The sequence below is a fragment of the Micromonospora sp. LZ34 genome (genome assembly GCF_052981855.1).
The window spans coordinates 1-16,690 of the sequence record NZ_JBRIQN010000075.1 but is presented as its reverse complement, the minus strand read 5'-3'; the positions used below and the strand labels follow the sequence as shown (position 1 = coordinate 16,690).

The window sequence follows — 16,690 nt, the reverse complement described above, 5'->3', positions numbered from 1 at the left end:
CCGGACCACCAGACAACCCGTGACCAGGTCCTTGATCGCCTACGACCACTGATCAGAGTTAGGACTTACTCGTCTAGAGCTGCCCGACCGCGGTGATCCGGACGGCCGCCGCGCCCGCCTCGTCCGACGCGGCGAGATCGATCTCGGCGCTGATCCCCCAGTCGTGGTCGCCCTCGGGGTCGTCCAGGATCTGCCGCACGGTCCACCGCTCCCGGCCCTGCTCGATCATGAGCAGCGCCGGGCCGCGGGCGTCCGGCCCCACCCCGATCGAGTCGTACGCCTCGAAGTAGGGCTCCAGCGCGTCCGCCCACGCGTCGGCGTCCCAGCCGTCGCCGGCGTCGAGTTCGCCGAGCAGGTCCCAGCGGCGCAGGGCGGCCAGCTCGACCCGGCGGAACAGCGCGTTGCGCACCAGCACCCGGAACGCCCGGGCGTTGCGGGTGACCGCGGGCGGCCGGTCGTCGAGGGCGGCGTGCGCCTCGGCGACCTCCGCCACGTCGGCGGGGTTGCGCAGCCGCTCCCACTCGTCGATGAGGCTGGAGTCGACCTGCCGGACCAGCTCGCCGAGCCACTCGATGAGGTCGACCAGCTCCTCGGTCTTGGCGTCCTCGGGCACCGTCTGCCGCAGCGTCTTGTACGCGTCGGCGAGGTAGCGCAGCACCAGGCCCTCGGAGCGGGTGAGGGAGTAGAACTGCACGTACTCGGTGAAGGTCATCGCCCGCTCGTACATGTCCCGGACGACGGACTTGGGGGAGAGCTGGTGGTCGGCGACCCAGGGGTGGCCCTGCCGGTACATCTCGTAGGCCGACCCGAGCAGCTCGGCCAGCGGCTTGGGCCAGGTCACCTCGTCGAGCAGTTCCAGCCGGGCCTCGTACTCGATGCCCTCGGCCTTCATCGCGGCGACCGCCTCGCCGCGGGCCTTGAACTGCTGGGCGGAGAGCACCTGGCGCGGGTCGTCGAGGATCGACTCGATCACCGAGAGGACGTCGAGGGCGTACGACGGGGACTCCCGGTCCAGCAGCTCGATCGTGGCCAGGGCCAGCGGCGACAGCGGCTGGTTGAGCGCGAAGTCGAGCTGAAGGTCGACGGTGAGCCGGACCCGCCGCCCGGTCTCGTCCGGCTCGGGCAGCTCCTCGACCACCCCGCCGGCGCGCAGCGCCCGGTAGATGGCGATGGCCCGGCGGATGTGCCGGCGCTGGGCGGCCCGCTCCTCGTGGTTGTCGGTGAGCAGGTGCCGCATGGCGGCGAACGCGTCGCCGGGCCGCCCGATGACGTTCAGCAGCATCGAGTGGCTGACCTGGAAGCTGGAGGTGAGCGGCTCGGGCTCGGCCGCCACCAGGCGCTCGAAGGTGGGCTGGCCCCAGCCGATCGAGCCCTCCGGCGGCTTCTTCTTGACGACCTTGCGCCGCTTCTTCGGGTCGTCGCCGGCCTTGGCGAGGGCCTTCTCGTTCTCGATCACGTGCTCGGGGGCCTGCACCACGACCCGGCCGACGGTGTCGAAGCCGGCCCGCCCGGCCCGGCCGGCGATCTGGTGGAACTCGCGGGCCTTGAGCAGCCGGGTGCGCGTCCCGTCGTACTTGCTCAGGCCGGTGAAGAGCACGGTGCGGATCGGCACGTTGATGCCCACGCCGAGGGTGTCGGTACCGCAGATGACCTTGAGCAGCCCGGCCTGGGCCAGGGTCTCCACCAGCCGGCGGTACTTGGGCAGCATGCCGGCGTGGTGCACGCCGATGCCGTGCCGCACCAGCCGGGACAGGGTCTTGCCGAAGCCGGAGGTGAACCGGAAGTTCCCGATCGCGCTCGCGATCATGTCCTTCTCGGCGCGGGTGCAGACGTTGACGCTCATCAGCGCCTGGGCCCGCTCCAGCGCGGCGGCCTGGGTGAAGTGTACGACGTACACCGGGGCCTGCTTCGTCTCCAGCAGCTTCTCCAGGGTCTCGTGCAGCGGGGTCATCGCGTACGAGAAGAGCAGCGGGACCGGCCGTTCGGCGGAGCGGACGACGGCGGTCGGCCGCCCGGTGCGCCGGGCCAGGTCGTCCACGAAGCGGGTGGTGTCGCCGAGGGTGGCCGACATCAGCACGAACTGGGCCTGCGGCAGCTCGATCAGCGGCACCTGCCAGGCCCAGCCCCGGTCCGGCTCGGCGTAGAAGTGGAACTCGTCCATGATCACCTGGCCGACGTCGGCCCGGGCGCCCTCGCGCAGCGCGAGGTTGGCCAGGATCTCGGCGGTGCAGCAGATGATCGGGGCGTCGGCGTTCACGCTGGCGTCGCCGGTGAGCATGCCCACGTTGTCGGCGCCGAAGACTTCGCAGAGGGCGAAGAACTTCTCGGACACCAGCGCCTTGATCGGCGCGGTGTAGAAGGTGGTCCGGTCGTCGGCCAGGGCCGCGAAGTGCGCCGCGACGGCGACCAGGCTCTTGCCGGAGCCGGTCGGGGTGTTCATGATCACGTTGGCGCCGGAGACGATCTCGATGACCGCCTCCTCCTGGTGGGGGTAGAGGTCGAGACCGCGCTCCTTCCCCCAGCCGGCGAACGCGTCGTAGAGGGTGTCGGGGTCGGCGCTTGTCGGCAGCGCGGCGGTGAGCGTCATAGCGCGTCCATGGTGCCTGGATCATGACCCCGCGCGCCAACCGGGCTCCGCGGCGACCGGTCCGGGCGTGTCGCGGAACGGCCCGACATGGGGTCGGCGGCGGCCCGGCCCGGTCGATTCAGCGTCAGCGGCGGCGGTGGACGAGGTCGAAGATCGGGCGGCCGGCGGTCAGCGCCCGCCGCTCGAACTTGGTCACCGGGCGGTGCGCCGGGCGTGGAGCGTAGCCGTCGTGGGCGTTCACCAGCTCCGGGTCGGCGTCCAGCGTCTCCCGCATCGCCGCGGCGTACTCGGCCCAGTCGGTGGCGCAGTGCAGGGTGCCGCCCGCGGCCAGCCGGGAGCGCAGCAGCGCGACGTGCGTCGGCTGGATCAGCCGCCGCTTGTGGTGCCGGGCCTTCGGCCACGGGTCGGGGAAGAAGACGTGCACGGCGTCCAGCGAGCCGGCCGGCAGGGCCCGGACCAGCTCCAACGCGTCGCCCTGGGCGACCCGCACGTTGCCCAGCCCGTGCCGGCGGACGAGGTCCAGCAGGTTGGCGATTCCGGGCGTGTGCACCTCGACTGCCAGATAGTCTCGATCCGGGTCGGCAGCGGCCATCGCGGCGGTGGCGTCACCCATGCCGGATCCGATCTCGAGCACCAGCGGGGCCCGGCGCCCGAACACCTCGGCCGGATCGACGGCCGCCCGGCCGTCGTCCGGCACGCGCAGGCCGTACGCCGGCCAGAGCTGCGCCAGCGCCTCGCGCTGGCGGTCGGTCATCCGGCCGCGACGCGGGTGGAAGGTACGGATCGCCCGGGCCGCGGGCGGCGCGACGGTGGCGGGTTCGGAGTCGGTAATGGTCACAGCGACCCGAGCGTACGCGACGGCCGCGCCGGATCGGATGTGATGTACGACCGGGGATGAGAGGATCCATCCCATACGGCAGGCCCGGGCGCCTCGGCTCTCCGGCACTGCTCCAGCGCGCCGGGAGGGGGCATCGTGTCAGTGACCCGCGGTGGTCTGGCGCTCTCGACGGCGGCCCTGCTCGCCGGCCCGCTGCTCGCCGCCGTCCCGGCCCAGGCCGCCGCCGCGCGGGTGGCCGCGCCACAGCCCACCCCCGGCCCCACCGTCTTCGTCGAGGTGAGCCCGAGCACCGTCGAGCCCGGCTTCCTGGTCGGCATCCGGGCCAGCTGCCGGGACAATTCGGTCCCGGCGATCGTCGTGTCGGACGCCTTCGGCCGGGTGCAGGTGCAGCCGCAACGCGGGTTGCTGACCGCGGCGCCGATGGTCCGGGAGCGTACTCGGCCCGGCAACTACCGGGTCAAGCTGGAGTGCCCGGACGGCGAGACCGCTTCGACCATGCTCCAGGTGGTCAAGGCGGTGAAGCCCAGTCGCGGTCCGGCGACCGGGTTCGGCGGCGGCGCCGGCGGGATGACCGTCGGCCTGCTGCTCCCCGGCGGGCTGGCGCTCACCGTGGTCGGCCTGGTCGTGTGGGTGCTGGCGCTGCGCCGGCCCCGTACCGTCCGTGGCGCCGCACGACGCTGAGGATCCGGTCGTGACCACCGTCCGCACCTCGCCGCCGGCCCGCCGCCGGCCCGGCGGGCGCAGCCCGTGGTCGATCCCGGTGGCCGTGGTGCTGGTGCTGGTCGGCGTCTTCGCCACCGGGGCGGGGCTGGGCCGCTCGGTGGGGCCGCTCGACTGGGCGGCCGCCGGTGGGGACCGGCCGGCCCGCAGCGAGTCCGCCGGTCTGCAGGCGAGCCGTCCGGTGCGCCTCTCCGTGCCCGCGATCAAGGTCGCCGCGCCGGTGGCGCCGGTCGGCCAGGCCCGGGACGGGTCGATCGGCGTACCGCCGCTGAGCCGGCACCATGAGACCGGCTGGTACGACCGCGGGCCGACCCCGGGCGAGCCCGGCCCCGCGGTGATCGTCGGGCACGTGGACACCAAGGACGGCCCGTCGGTCTTCTACGACCTGGGCAAGCTGCGCGCCGGGGACACGATCGAGGTCACCCGGGCCGACCGCTCGGTGGTGGTGTTCACGGTCGACTCGGTGGAACGGTTCCCGAAGGACCGGCTGCCGGCCGACCGCATCTACGGCGACGACGGCCCGCCCCGGCTGCGACTGATCACCTGCGGTGGCGATTTCGTCGGCGGCCGCACCGGGTACACCGACAACGTCATCGCCTTCGCCTCCCTCACCACCTCCCGCACCCCCTGACCCCGCGCTCTTCGCCGGCGGGGTGGGGGGCGGGGTGGGTCAGGGGACCTGTTGGATGACCTCGAACTCCAGGAGGGTGGCGCCGGAGGCGACCGGGGGGCGTTGGGGTTCGCCGGGGGCGGGGGCGTGGGCGGCGCGCGACGGGCCGGCGGCCCACGCCTGGTACGCCTCCTCGGATTCCCACTTCGTGTACACGAAGTAGCGGCTCTCCCCGGCGACCGGGCGGAGCAGCTCGAAGCCGAGGAATCCGGGGGAGTTCTCCACCGCGCCGGCCCGGGCGGCGAACCGCTTCTCCAGCTCGGGACCGGCCCCGGCCGGCACCTCGATCGCGTTGATCTTCACGACTGCCATGCCCTCACCCTAACCAGCGGGCCGGCCCGGTCAGAACGACTCGACGGCCGGCACCAGGTCGGCGTCGACCACGATCGGAGCGTGGTCGGAGGGGCCCTTGCCCTTGCGCGCCTCCCGGTCCACGTACGCCGAGCGGACCGCCCGGGCGAACGGCGCCGAGGCGTACACCAGGTCGATCCGCATGCCCTTGTTCTGGTGGAACATCCCGGCCCGGTAGTCCCAGTAGGTGTAGGGGTGCGGCCCCTTCATCGGGGTCGGCACGATGTCGGCGAGGCCGAGGTCGCGCAGCTCCGCGAGGGCGGCCCGCTCGGCCGGGGTGACGTGGGTGGAGTGCCGGAACAGCGCCGGGTCCCAGACGTCGGCGTCGGTCGGGGCGACGTTGAAGTCGCCGCAGACGGCCAGCGGCAGCGCGCCGGTCAGCTCGGTCTCGAGGGCGTCCCGCAGCGCGGCGAACCAGGCCAGCTTGTACGTGTAGTGCGGGTCGTCCGGCGACCGGCCGTTCGGCACGTACACCGACCAGACCCGCAGCCCGTCGCAGGTGGCCGAGATGGCCCGGGCCTCCGGCTCGGGGAAGCCGGGCTCGCCGGGGAACCCGACGGTCACGTCGGACAGGCCGACCCGGGACAGGATGGCCACCCCGTTCCACCGGCCGTCGCTGTGGCTGGCCACGGTGTAACCCAGCTCGCCCACCTCGGCCACCGGGAAGGCGCCGTCCGGGCACTTGGTCTCCTGCAGGCAGACCACGTCGGGGCCGGTGTCGGCCAGCCACTCGAGCAGCCGGGGCAGGCGGGCCTTCACCGAGTTCACGTTCCAGGTCGCCAGGCGCATGGCACCAGCCTGCCGTATCGGTGGCCGGACCGCCGGGTCAGCCGCCCGGGGTGTCGCGAGCCGTGCCGGTCAGCCGGTCGGGTTGTCGCCCGGGCGGGTCTGCTCGGCCAGGAACCGTTCCAGCTCGGCGCCGAGTTCGTCGGCGGTGGGCAGCGGGCCGGTCTCGGCGGCGAGCAGGTTCTTCTCGCCGCGACCGCGGGCGAACGCGTCGTACTGCTCCTCCAGCGCCTGGACCAGCGCGGCGGCGTCCTCGGTCTGGGCGACCTGCCGGTCGATCTCGACCCGGACCACCTCGGCGGCCGAGCGCAGCCCGTCGCGCGGCAGCAGCAGACCGGTGCTGCGGGAGACCGAGGCGAGCAGCACCTCGGCGGCGGCCGGGTACTCGCTCTGGGCCACGTAGTGCGGCACGTGGGCGGCGAAACCGAGCGCGTCGCGGCCCTGCTCGCCGAGGCGGTACTCCAGCAGGTGGCCTACGCTGCCCGGCACCTGCACCCGCTGCAACCACGGCTCGTAGCCGGCGATCAGGTCACGGCGGGTGGCGTGCGCGGTGACCCCGGTGGGCCGGGTGTGCGGCACGGCCATCGGGATCGAGTTCAGCCCCACGGTGAGCCGGACGTCCAGCCGGGCGGAGAGCCCGGCGACCGCCGCCACGAAGCGCTCCCACTGCAGGTCCGGCTCGGGGCCGGTGAGCAGCAGGAAGGGGGTCTCGTCGTCGTCGTGGAGCAGGTGCAGCTCCAGCTTCGGCGTGTCGTACGACTCCCAGTGGTCCTCGACGAAGGTCATCATCGGCCGGCGGGAGCGGTAGTCGAAGACCTGGTCGACGTCGAACCGGGCGATCGGGCGGGACTCCAGCGAGGTGAGCAGCTGCTCACGGGCCAACCGGGTGGCGTTGCCGGCGTCGACGAAGCCGGTCAGGGCCTGGATCAGGACCGGCTGACCGAGGTCGGGCAGATCGTCGGTGAGCTCGTAGAGCTCGTGTGGGTCGAGCACCGGTGCGGACCTCCCTGGAATGTGCGTACGGGTCGCCGTTCGTGGACGGCACCCGGTTCGGGGAACGTACCCGCCATCCTGATGCATTCCTTCCCGAGCCGGTCGGGCGGCCGGCGGGCGGGCAGGATCGGGCGGTATCCGTCCATCTCGGCGCACGACCGACCAGCGATGGCCGTTCGGAGGAATAGTCCCTCGGCCGTACGGGCGAGTTGGTGGATCATGGGGTGGTCGCCGGACGATCGCGAGGTTTCCGCCCTCCGGCCGGGCCTTGCGGCGATCCGGAGGTCTGCCGGTTCCGCGAGGTGCGTACCGGCTGTCGCCCAGGTCGCCCCGGTCGTCCGGCCGTGGTCGCCGATTCTGTAACGAGGACCACATGATCACCGTGCGTGATCGGGGTTTCGGCCTGCCTAGCCTCGGTTGATGCGTGACGACGGCACCCTCGACGACCAGATCACCCCCGGTGACCTGACCGACCGTTCGGACGATACCCCCTCATCCGATCGGTGGACAGCTCTCCGCACCTCGGGCACGTACGCCCGCAACCTGCTGCACGGACCGGTCCGGGCCCGGGTGGCGCTCGCCACCGGCGTGCTCTGCTGCCTCGGCCTGGCCACCTTCGCCCAGGTCCGGGGTGAGGCCGCCGACGCGGCGACCCGGGTCGACCCGCTCACCGCCCGCACGGAGGTCGTGCAGCGGGCCGAGCAGGACCGGCCCTCCCGGGACGCGGACCGGACGCCGGCCACCTCGGCCGCGCCGGCCGCCGACCCGGACACCAGCCCCCGGCCCACCCGCAAGCCGAAGCCGGTCGACCCGGCCCCGGTCGCCGGTCTCACCGAGGCCCAGATGGAGAACGCCGAGGCGATCGTCCGGACCGGCCGGAAGATGGGAATGCCCCGCCGCGCGCTGGTGATCGCGGTGGCCACCGCGATGCAGGAGAGCAACCTCTACAACTACGCCAGCGGCGTGCTGCCCGAGTCGCAGGACTACCCGCACCAGGCCATCGGCTGGGACCACGACTCGGTCGGCCTGTTCCAGCAGCGCCCCAGCAGCGGCTGGGGCCCGGTCGGTCGCCTGATGGAGCCCGAGTTCGCCACCCGGCAGTTCCTCTCCGCGCTCGAGCAGGTGCCCGGCTGGCAGCAGATGCGGCTGACCGACGCCGCCCAGGCCGTGCAGGTCTCCGCCTACCCCGAGCACTACGCCAAGCACGAGTGGCGGGCCAGCAGGGTCGTCGCGGCCATCGTCCCGGCCGGGAAGTAGTCTCCCGGCGACCACTGTGGACGGTGGCGGATCCGGCGTTCCGGGGTTCGCACCTTGTCGGTACGGGGTACACATGGGTGAGGCACCACCGACAGGAGGACGTCATGGCTCTGATGCAACGAATCAGCGCGTTCCTGCGCTCACCCAAGGGGCAGCAACTGGTCGAGCGGGGCCGCCGGGAGCTGGCCAAGCCGGCCAACCAGCAGAAGCTCCGGGGCCTGGCGGCCAAGCTGCAGAAGCGCCGCTGATCCGCCGTCTCCGCCCGCACCGACCCCTCGGGAGATGACGTGACCGATTCCGCGCCCGCCGACGGCCAACTGCCCGTCACCCCGCCGCCGGTGATGCCCGCCGCGCCGCAGGACGCCCCGGAGGCGCCGCCGGCCCGGCTCTGGGACCGGATGCGGGAGGACCCGCAGTACGCCCCGGAGCACCTCGCCCTGGAGGCCGTCCGCCGGCTCGGCCCCGAGGCGGCGCAGTGGGCGGCACGGGTCCGGGCCGAGCAGCCCGGGGCGCCCGCCGAGGCGCTGGCCGACCAGGCGGTCCGCCGCTTCGTCAACCGGGCCCGGCTCTCCGGCGCGGTGAGCGGGGCGGCCGGCCTGCCCGGCGCGGTGCTCGACGTCGGTGTGCTGGCCTGGACCCAGGCCCGGATGGTGCTGCACATCGCCGCCGCGTACGGGGTCGACCCGGTGCACCCCGACCGGGCCACCGACCTGCTGGTGCTGCAGCGGGTGCACAAGGTCGCCGAGAGCGCCCGGCTGGCCCTGGGCGTGGCCGCCGGCCGGGAGCGGGCCGGCGCGCTGTTCGGCTCCGGCGGGCAGCACGCGCTCGGCAAGGTGATGCTGCGGCTGGGCGTACGGCTGGCCCAGATGGCCGGGGTGCGGGCCGCCAAGCGGGTCTTCGCCAAGGTGGTGCCGGGCGCCGCGATCATCCTCGGCACCTGGGCCAACTCGTCGGCCACCAAGGACCTCGCCGAGCGGTCCGAGGCCCTGTACCGCCAGTACCGCGCCGGCGTACCCGAACCGCGCCGGCCCTGACCGGGCCGCGTTCTCACTGACCGGGCCGGATCGTGGGCCCGGTCGCCCGCCGTGTGGTCAGCCGGGCCGTGACACTCAGTCGGCCCGGCCCCAGGCCCGCCAGGTGACCTCGGCGAGCCGGCCCTGCCCGGCCGCGTTCGGGTGGAACCAGTCCAGCGGGTTGACCAGGTCCAGGCCGAACCGCACCCGGTGCACCGCCCCGCCGTCGTACCGGCAGCGCGACCCGTACGCCCGGCAGGCCGCGGCGAGTTGGGCGTTGTACGCCGTGATCCGCTCCCGGACGGCGGTCCGCCGGGCCCGGTCGTCGGGGGCCGACGAGGTGGGGTCGGCCAGCAGCGCCGGGCAGACGCCCCGATCCCAGGCCCGAACCGCCCGCGGGTCGGTGTGCCCCACCGCCCAGAGGCGGTGCAGGTCCGGGACGCTGACCACCAGCACCCGCGCCTTCGGCCGGCCGGTGCGCAGCACCCGCAGCCCCCGGTCGACGTCCGCGCGGAACCGCGCCACCGGGGTCATCGCCTCGATCCCGCCCCGGCAGGCGTCGTTGGCCCCGACCAGCACGGTGACCCGGTCCGGGCGGTCGCGTACCGCCGCCTCGGCCTGGCCGGCGAGCGCCGCGGCGCGGGCTCCCGGCCGGGCGTGGTTGAACGCCCGGCCCCGGATGCCCGGGTCGCGGTCCAGCAGCCGCCGGTAGTGGCTGTCCACCCGCAGCCCGTCCCCGGTCGACCAGGAGTTGCGCTCACAGGAGGTGAGCACCAGGCAGGAGCCGAAGCCGGTGCTGATCGAGTCGCCGAGCGCCGCGATCCCGCCCGCCCCCGGCGGGGCCCGGGTCGGCTCGGGCGCGGCCCGGCCCCCCTCGCAGGCGAGGGCGACCAGTGCCAGCAGGCAGGCGACGGCGGCGACCCAGCGTCGAGGCATGGCTTCCCCAGTCCGGCAGCGGAGGGCGACAGCCCGGTAACTCTATGCGTGTGGTGATGGGCGAGGGTCGGCTGCTGTCGGGTATGCGGCAGACGGCTGCCGCGTCCACCCCAGGGGTGGTATGGACCGGGCGGTCAGCGTCGGGCACGCCAGGGCGCCGGGTGGCCGTGCAGCCACCAGTGCAGCGCCCGGGTGATCCGGGGCAGCACCAGGTAGGTCATCAACGGGGTCAGGCAGAGCGTCGTCAGCAGTACCCGCGCGGGCACCGGCACGTCGGCGATGAACCGGCCGGTCAACAGCGTGGCGGTGAGGCTGAGCGGGAAGAACGCCAGCCAGATCGTCACCGCCTGCTTCCAGCGGGGCGGCGACGGCGGCACGGTCGGCTCGACGCTGGCCGCCAACTCCTCGACGCTGCGCTCCCGGGGCGGGTCGAACCAGCCCTCGATGCCGGTACGCCGCTCGGCCCGGGTGTGCTCGACGATGCCCTGCGCCGAGGTCAGCCACCAGCGCCGCTGCGGGGACTCCTCCCACCGGCGGAGCGTCTCGGAGTCGGCGAAGCGGTACAGCATGTGCCACTCCGGCGACCCGGGCCCGGTCTGCACCCAGCCGGCACCGAGGAAGCCCGGGAACGCCTCGGCCAGCGCGGTGCCGGCCCGCATCCACGCCACCATCTCGCTGCTGCGGGCGGGGTCGACGCGCCGGGTCATGGCGACCGTCACCGGTGCCGCGTGGGTCGTGGTCATGACCTCATCCTCCCCGGCCCGGGCGGTGCCGCCCCGGTCGCGACGCACGGCTGTAACGCACCCCACCGGCTCCCCGCGGGGCCGGCCGCGACGGCCGGCCCCGCCTGGTTACCCGGTCCGGCGGCCGGATCACCGCCCGGTTTTCGTCGGTGCCGGGTGGTAGACCCGGCACATGACGCACGACGAGATCCTCGTGCTCGGCGCCACCGGCACCACCGGGCGTCGAGTGGTACGCCGGCTGCGCGCGGCCGGCCGGCCCGTCCGGGCCGCCGGGCGCGGCGGTCCGGTCCGGTTCGACTGGTCGGCGCCGCGGACCTGGTCCGCCGCCATCTCCGGCGTCTCCCGGATGTACCTGATGGCCCCGCACGAGCTGCCGGTCGACCCGGCCTTCGTCAGCCGCGCCGTCGAGCAGGGCGTGCGGCGGATCGTGCTGCTCGCCAGCCGGGCGATCGAGGCGATGGGCGACGAGCGGCTGCTGGCGGCCGAACGCACCGTGCGCGAGTCGGGCGCGGAGTGGACGATCCTGCGGGCGGACTGGTTCGACCAGAACTTCGACGAGGGCGTGTTCCGGGAGGCGGTGCTCGCCGGCGAGGTGGCCGTGCCGGTCGGGTCGGCCCGGCAGGCGTTCGTGGACGCCGACGACATCGCCGCGGTCGCGGTGGCGGCGCTCACCGGGGACGGGCACGCCGGGCAGGTGCACGAGATCACCGGTCCCCGGGCACTGTCGTTCGCCGAGGCCACCGAGATCATCGGCCGGGCCGCCGGCCGGCCGGTGCGCCACCTCGGCGCGGCGGCGGACTACCGGGCGGTGATGGCGTCGTTCGGCGCGCCGGCCGAGCAGACCGAGGCCGAGATCGCGGCGTTCGCCGCGCTGCGCGACCTCGGCGACGCCGAGCCGACCGACACCGTGCTCCGGGTCACCGGGCGCCCACCGCGCGACTTCGAGGCGTACGCGGCGGAGGCGGCCGCCCGGGGCGCCTGGCGAGACTGAGCCCGCGCCCAGGCACCGGCACCCCTTTCGGCGGCGCGGGGCCGAAGTCGCCCGGGTGCGGGCCGGGCCGTCGCGGCGGTTAGCCGCGCCGCTGCCGGGGTAGGTCGGGGGAATGACGAGAGCGCAGCCCCGACGCGCCCGTGGCACGGTCGGCCACGCCTACAGCGCGTTGAACCTCCGGCTCGTGCTCGCCGGCTTCGGCCTGGTGACCATGGCCGTCTTCGCCGTGCTGGCGTTCCGGGCCGACCTGGTCTGGCTGGGCGTCCTCTGCGTGGTCTTCGCGGTGGTCGCCGTCGTCGACATGGTCATCATCCAGCGCCGACGCGCCGCCCGCCGCCGGGAGGAGCCGGGCGTGCGGCACTCACTCTTCGAGTGACAGGAGTACGAGATGCCCATCGCCACCACCAACCCCGCCACCGGACAGCTGCTCAAGACGTACGAGTCGATGTCCGCCGAGGAGGTCGACGCCGCCATCGAGCGGGCCGACCTGGCCTACCGGCAGCTGCGTGGCACGACGATCGAAGCGCGGGGTCGGTGGCTGACCGCGGCGGCGGACCTGCTGGAGGCGGAGCGGGACGCCACCGCCCGGCTGATGACCACCGAGATGGGCAAGACGTACGCGGCGGCCAAGGCCGAGGTGACGAAGTGCGCCACCGCCTGCCGGTTCTACGCCGCCAACGCCGCCGACTTCCTCGCCGACGAGCCGGCCGACGCCCCGGCGGTCAAGGCGACCCGGGCGTTCATCCGCTACCAGCCGATCGGGCCGGTGCTGGCCGTGATGCCGTGGAACTTTCCGCTCTGGCAGGTGATGCGGTTCGCCGCGCCGGCGCTGATGGCCGGCAACACCGGCCTGCTCAAGCACGCCTCCAACGTGCCGCAGACCGCGCTTCTGCTGGAGGACCTGTTCCGCCGCGCCGGTTTCCCCGAGGGCGCGTTCACCACCCTGCTGGTCGGCTCGGACGCCGTCGACCGGATCCTCAGCGATCCCCGGGTCCGCGCGGCGACGCTGACCGGTAGCGAGCGCGCCGGCCGCTCGATCGGCCAGATCGCCGGCCGGGAGCTGAAGAAGACCGTGCTGGAGCTCGGCGGCAGCGACCCCTTCGTGGTGATGCCCTCCGCCGACCTGGACCGGGCCGCCGAGGTCGCCACCACCGCCCGCTGCCAGAACAACGGGCAGTCCTGCATCGCCGCGAAACGCTTCATCGTGCACACCGACGTCTTCGACGCGTTCGTCGAGCGGTTCGCCGCGAACATGTCCGCGCTGCGGGTCGGCGACCCGATGGACGACGCCACCGACGTCGGGCCGCTGGCCAGCGAGGGCGGCCGGGACGAGATCCACGCCCAGGTCCGGGACGCGGTCGACCGGGGCGCGACGGTGCTCTGCGGCGGCGAGCCGCCGGCCGGGCCGGGCTGGTACTACCCGCCGACCGTGGTCACCGACCTGACCCCGGAGATGCGGATGTGGCGCGAGGAGGTGTTCGGCCCGGTCGCCGGCCTCTTCCGGGTGTCCTCGTACGACGAGGCGATCGAGGTGGCCAACGGGACCAACTTCGGGCTGGGCTCGAACGCCTGGACCCGGGACCCGGACGAGCAGGAACGGTTCGCCACCGACCTGGATGCCGGCAACGTCTTCGTCAACGGGATGACCACGTCGTTTCCGGAGTTGCCGTTCGGCGGGGTGAAGAACTCCGGCTACGGCCGGGAACTGTCGGCGCTGGGGATGCGCGAGTTCTGCAACACCAAGACGGTCTGGGTGGGCGAGGGAGCGGCCTCGGCGGGCGCCGGCGCGCACGCGGAGTAGCCGCCGGGCTAGCTGGTTCCGGGCCCCGTGATCCGGCGCGCGGGACAGCTTTGGCCGGACGCCGTGCTGGGTACGGAACGACGTCATGACGGTGTTCGGCTTCCACGCGTCCCACGAGCAGATCCATCCCCGCGCCCTGCTGGACGCGGTGATCCACGCGGAGCGGGCCGGCTTCGACGCCGCCATGTGCTCGGACCACTTCTCGCCGTGGAGCGCCCGGCAGGGCCAGTCCGGCTTCGCCTGGTCCTGGCTCGGTGCGGCGCTGCAGGCCACCACCCTGCCGTTCGGCGTGGTCAACGCGCCCGGCCAGCGCTACCACCCGGCGATCATCGCCCAGGCGATCGGCACCCTGGCCGCGATGTACCCCGGCCGGTTCTGGGCCGCGCTGGGCACCGGCGAGGCGAGCAACGAGCACATCACCGGCGACGGTTGGCCGCGCAAGGACGTTCGCAACGCCCGGCTGCGCGAGTGCGTCGACGTGATCCGGGCGCTGCTGGCCGGCGAGGAGGTCAGCCACGACGGCCTGGTCCGGGTGGACCGGGCGCGGCTGTGGACCCGGCCCGAGCAGCCGCCGGCGCTGATCGGGGCGGCGGTGAGCGTGGCCACCGCCCGCTGGTGCGCCGAGTGGGCAGACGGGCTGATCACCGTCAACGCGCCGGTGCCGCACCTGCGGCAGATGATCGACGCCTACCGGGACGCCGGCGGCCGCGGCCCGCTGCACCTGCAGGTGCACGTGAGCTGGGCGCCGGAGCAGGCCGAGGCCGAGCGGGTCGCGTACGACCAGTGGCGCAGCAATGTCTTCGCCCCGCCGGTCTGCTGGGACCTGGAGACCGCCGAGCACTTCGACGCGGTCTCCGCGGACGTGCCGATGGTGAAGGTGGCGCAGGTGGTCAACGTCTCCGCCGACCTGGGCCGGCACGTCGGTTGGCTGGAGGAGTACCTGGCGCTCGGCTTCGACCAGATCGCCCTGCACCACGTCGGGCAGGAGCAGCGCGCCTTCGTCGACACGTTCGGCGCCGAGGTGCTGCCGAAGCTGCGCACCGCCCCATGATCCTCCCGAGGGGTGGGCGGCCCTAGGCTCGTACGCCATGGAACCACTGTTCGAGGTCGTCGTCTTCCTCGCGATCGCGACCCTCGGCGCGGCGCTGGCCCGCAAGCTGGGCCTCCTCGCGCCGATCGTGCTGGTGGTGGTCGGCCTCGCACTCTCCTACGTGCCGGGTCTGCCGCAGGTGCGGCTCGACCCGGAACTGGTCCTGGTCGGCATCCTGCCGCCGCTGCTCTACGTCGCGGCGCTCGAGACGTCGGTGCCGGCGTTCCGGCTCAACCTGCGGCCGATCCTGCTGCTCGCCATCGGGCTGGTGATCTTCACCGCGTTCGCGGTCGGCCTGGTCGTCCACCTGATGGTGCCGGCGGCGCCGTTCGCGGTCTGCCTGGCCCTCGGCGCGGTGGTCGCGCCGCCGGACGCGGTCGCCGCCACGGCGGTGGCCCGGCGGATCGGGCTGCCCCGGCGGGTGGTGACCATTCTGGAGGGGGAGAGCCTGCTCAACGACGCCACCGCGCTGGTGCTGCTGCGGGTGGCCACCCTGGCCGCCGTGGGTTCCGCGGTCGGCGTTCCCGAGGTGGGGCTGGAGGTGCTCCGGTCGGCCGGCGGCGGCGTGCTGGTCGGCGCGCTCGGCGCGGTGCTCTTCGGTTTCCTGCACAAGCGGATCAGCGACCCGCTGCTGGACAACGCGCTGTCGCTGATCATCCCGTTCGTGGTGGCGTTCGCCGCCGAGGCGATCCACGCCTCCGGCGTCATGGCGGTGGTGGTGACCGGGCTGGCACTCGGCCACAAGCTGCCCCGGCTGCTGTCCGCGGCGTCCCGGCTCCAGCTCGGCGCGGTCTGGCGGCTGGTCCGGTTCCTGCTGGAAGGACTGGTCTTCCTGCTGGTCGGGTTGCAACTGCCGGAGGTGCTGCGCGACCTGGACGAGCCGGTCGGCTTCCTGGTCGCGGTCACCGCGGCGGTGCTGGCCACCGCCTTCCTGACCCGGTTCGTCTGGCTCTTCCCGGCCACCTACCTGACCCGGCTGGTGCCCCGGGTACGACAGCGGGGCGCCGCGAAGTCGGTGCGCTACCCGATCGTGATCGGCTGGGCCGGGATGCGCGGCGTGGTCACCCTGGCCGGCGCGCTGGCCCTGCCGCTCACCGTGGCCGGCGACCAGCCCTACCCGCGGGCGCTCTTCATCTGGCTGGCCTTCGCGGTGATCGTGGTGACGCTGGTCGGCCAGGGCGCCACGCTGCCCATGGTGGCCCGCCGGCTGAAGCTGCCGCCGGACGATCCTGTGCAGGACGCGCTCTCCGCCGCCGCGGTGCAGCAGCGGGCCAGCCGCGCCGCCCGGGAACGCCTCGACGCGCTCGCCGAGACCGCGCCCGCCCCGGTCGTCGAACGGCTGCGCCGGCTGCTCGACGAGCGCACCAACCTGGCCTGGGAGCGGTTGGGTGGCACCGCGCGGGAGACCCCGTCGCAGGCGTACGGTCGACTGCGGCAGGAGATGATCGACGCCGAGCGGGAGGTGTTCCGGGCCGCCCGGGACACCGGCCGGATCCCGGAGGAGGTGCTGGTGCGGGCCTATCGAGACCTGGACCTGGAGGAGTCGTTGCTGCGCCGGGAGGTGGACCAGTGAGCTGTACGCACCTGACCGAGGCGGGCACCGCCGAGCCGTCGACCACCGAGGTCTGCCCGGACTGCGTCGCCGTCGGCAACCCCGACTGGGTGCACCTGCGCGCCTGCCTGACCTGCGGGCACGTCGGCTGCTGCGACTCCTCGCCGCTGCGGCACGCGACGACCCACTTCGAGCAGAGCGGGCACCCGGTGATGCGCTCGGTCCAGCCGGGGGAGTCCTGGCGCTGGTGCTTCGTCGACGAGGAGATCGGCTGAGCGTCGCGCCGGACGCTCCTATGCCGCGTCAAGTGGTTGGGGTGGGTTTTCGAGGCGTCGGTAGAGGTCTCGGGCGACGTAACGCTT

The 16,690-nt window shown here is 73.9% G+C and carries 18 protein-coding genes; 11 read left to right on the top strand and 7 right to left on the bottom strand.

Annotated elements, in window-relative coordinates; translation table 11 throughout:
* Nucleotides 1-73 precede the first annotated feature (73 nt).
* Complete coding sequence (locus ACVCAH_RS35240; RefSeq protein ID WP_447140546.1) at nt 74-2,587, bottom strand: DEAD/DEAH box helicase; 2,514 nt, start codon at nt 2,585-2,587, stop codon at nt 74-76.
* 124 nt (nt 2,588-2,711) lie between these two features.
* Nucleotides 2,712-3,425 (bottom strand): tRNA (guanosine(46)-N7)-methyltransferase TrmB, encoded by a 714-nt coding sequence (trmB, locus tag ACVCAH_RS35235; RefSeq protein WP_447140545.1) that lies wholly within the window; start codon nt 3,423-3,425, stop codon nt 2,712-2,714.
* Between the two features lie 132 nt (nt 3,426-3,557).
* Here trmB and ACVCAH_RS35230 point away from each other — a divergent pair, with 132 nt between their 5' ends.
* Both ACVCAH_RS35230 and ACVCAH_RS35225 read left to right on the top strand, forming a co-directional pair.
* A complete protein-coding gene (locus tag ACVCAH_RS35230) occupies nt 3,558-4,106 on the top strand; it encodes a hypothetical protein (protein WP_447140547.1) in 549 nt (182 codons plus the stop codon).
* 10 nt (nt 4,107-4,116) lie between these two features.
* Entirely contained in the window at nt 4,117-4,776 is a 660-nt protein-coding gene (locus ACVCAH_RS35225) for a class F sortase (protein ID WP_447140544.1), read from the top strand.
* A gap of 39 nt (nt 4,777-4,815) precedes the next feature.
* Here the strand turns inward: ACVCAH_RS35225 and ACVCAH_RS35220 are convergent, their stop codons facing one another.
* From ACVCAH_RS35220 to ACVCAH_RS35210, 3 genes are all read right to left on the bottom strand, one after another.
* Nucleotides 4,816-5,127: an antibiotic biosynthesis monooxygenase family protein gene (locus ACVCAH_RS35220; protein ID WP_447140543.1), complete on the bottom strand. Its 312-nt coding sequence runs from the start codon at nt 5,125-5,127 to the stop codon at nt 4,816-4,818.
* Nucleotides 5,128-5,157: 30 nt separating this feature from the next.
* Nucleotides 5,158-5,955: an exodeoxyribonuclease III gene (locus ACVCAH_RS35215; RefSeq protein WP_447140542.1), complete on the bottom strand. Its 798-nt coding sequence runs from the start codon at nt 5,953-5,955 to the stop codon at nt 5,158-5,160.
* A 69-nt stretch (nt 5,956-6,024) separates the two neighbouring features.
* The gene (locus tag ACVCAH_RS35210; protein ID WP_447140541.1) at nt 6,025-6,945 is read right to left on the bottom strand and encodes a proteasome assembly chaperone family protein; all 921 of its coding nucleotides are present in this window, start codon (nt 6,943-6,945) and stop codon (nt 6,025-6,027) included.
* Nucleotides 6,946-7,365: 420 nt separating this feature from the next.
* Here ACVCAH_RS35210 and ACVCAH_RS35205 point away from each other — a divergent pair, with 420 nt between their 5' ends.
* From ACVCAH_RS35205 to ACVCAH_RS35195, 3 genes are all read left to right on the top strand, one after another.
* The gene (locus ACVCAH_RS35205; protein ID WP_447140540.1) at nt 7,366-8,202 is read left to right on the top strand and encodes a peptidase M23; all 837 of its coding nucleotides are present in this window, start codon (nt 7,366-7,368) and stop codon (nt 8,200-8,202) included.
* A gap of 104 nt (nt 8,203-8,306) precedes the next feature.
* A complete protein-coding gene (locus ACVCAH_RS35200; RefSeq protein WP_447140539.1) occupies nt 8,307-8,450 on the top strand; it encodes a hypothetical protein in 144 nt (47 codons plus the stop codon).
* Nucleotides 8,451-8,489: 39 nt separating this feature from the next.
* On the top strand, nt 8,490-9,236 hold the full coding sequence (locus ACVCAH_RS35195) for an EcsC family protein (RefSeq protein ID WP_447140538.1): 747 nt from the start codon (nt 8,490-8,492) through the stop codon (nt 9,234-9,236).
* Nucleotides 9,237-9,311: 75 nt separating this feature from the next.
* Here the strand turns inward: ACVCAH_RS35195 and ACVCAH_RS35190 are convergent, their stop codons facing one another.
* Together ACVCAH_RS35190 and ACVCAH_RS35185 are read right to left on the bottom strand one after the other, a co-directional pair.
* Nucleotides 9,312-10,151, bottom strand: coding sequence for a GDSL-type esterase/lipase family protein (locus tag ACVCAH_RS35190; RefSeq protein ID WP_447140537.1), 840 nt, complete (start codon nt 10,149-10,151; stop codon nt 9,312-9,314).
* 134 nt (nt 10,152-10,285) lie between these two features.
* The gene (locus tag ACVCAH_RS35185) at nt 10,286-10,894 is read right to left on the bottom strand and encodes an antibiotic biosynthesis monooxygenase (protein ID WP_447140536.1); all 609 of its coding nucleotides are present in this window, start codon (nt 10,892-10,894) and stop codon (nt 10,286-10,288) included.
* A gap of 172 nt (nt 10,895-11,066) precedes the next feature.
* Here ACVCAH_RS35185 and ACVCAH_RS35180 point away from each other — a divergent pair, with 172 nt between their 5' ends.
* The 6 genes from ACVCAH_RS35180 to ACVCAH_RS35155 all read left to right on the top strand — a co-directional run bounded on the left by ACVCAH_RS35180 (nt 11,067) and on the right by ACVCAH_RS35155 (nt 16,603).
* Nucleotides 11,067-11,885, top strand: a complete 819-nt coding sequence (locus ACVCAH_RS35180) for an NmrA family transcriptional regulator (RefSeq protein ID WP_447140535.1) — start codon at nt 11,067-11,069, stop codon at nt 11,883-11,885.
* Between the two features lie 112 nt (nt 11,886-11,997).
* Nucleotides 11,998-12,261 carry a DUF6343 family protein gene (locus tag ACVCAH_RS35175; protein ID WP_447140534.1) on the top strand — a complete coding sequence of 88 codons (264 nt, stop codon included), beginning with the start codon at nt 11,998-12,000 and terminating at the stop codon, nt 12,259-12,261.
* Nucleotides 12,262-12,273: 12 nt separating this feature from the next.
* Complete coding sequence (locus ACVCAH_RS35170; RefSeq protein ID WP_447140533.1) at nt 12,274-13,686, top strand: NADP-dependent succinic semialdehyde dehydrogenase; 1,413 nt, start codon at nt 12,274-12,276, stop codon at nt 13,684-13,686.
* 85 nt (nt 13,687-13,771) lie between these two features.
* Nucleotides 13,772-14,737 carry a TIGR03885 family FMN-dependent LLM class oxidoreductase gene (locus tag ACVCAH_RS35165; protein WP_447140532.1) on the top strand — a complete coding sequence of 322 codons (966 nt, stop codon included), beginning with the start codon at nt 13,772-13,774 and terminating at the stop codon, nt 14,735-14,737.
* 37 nt (nt 14,738-14,774) lie between these two features.
* A complete protein-coding gene (locus tag ACVCAH_RS35160; RefSeq protein WP_447140531.1) occupies nt 14,775-16,349 on the top strand; it encodes a Na+/H+ antiporter in 1,575 nt (524 codons plus the stop codon).
* Nucleotides 16,346-16,603 carry a UBP-type zinc finger domain-containing protein gene (locus ACVCAH_RS35155; RefSeq protein WP_447140530.1) on the top strand — a complete coding sequence of 86 codons (258 nt, stop codon included), beginning with the start codon at nt 16,346-16,348 and terminating at the stop codon, nt 16,601-16,603. The genes ACVCAH_RS35160 and ACVCAH_RS35155 overlap by 4 nt, the downstream gene beginning before the upstream one ends.
* Nucleotides 16,604-16,690 lie beyond the last annotated feature (87 nt).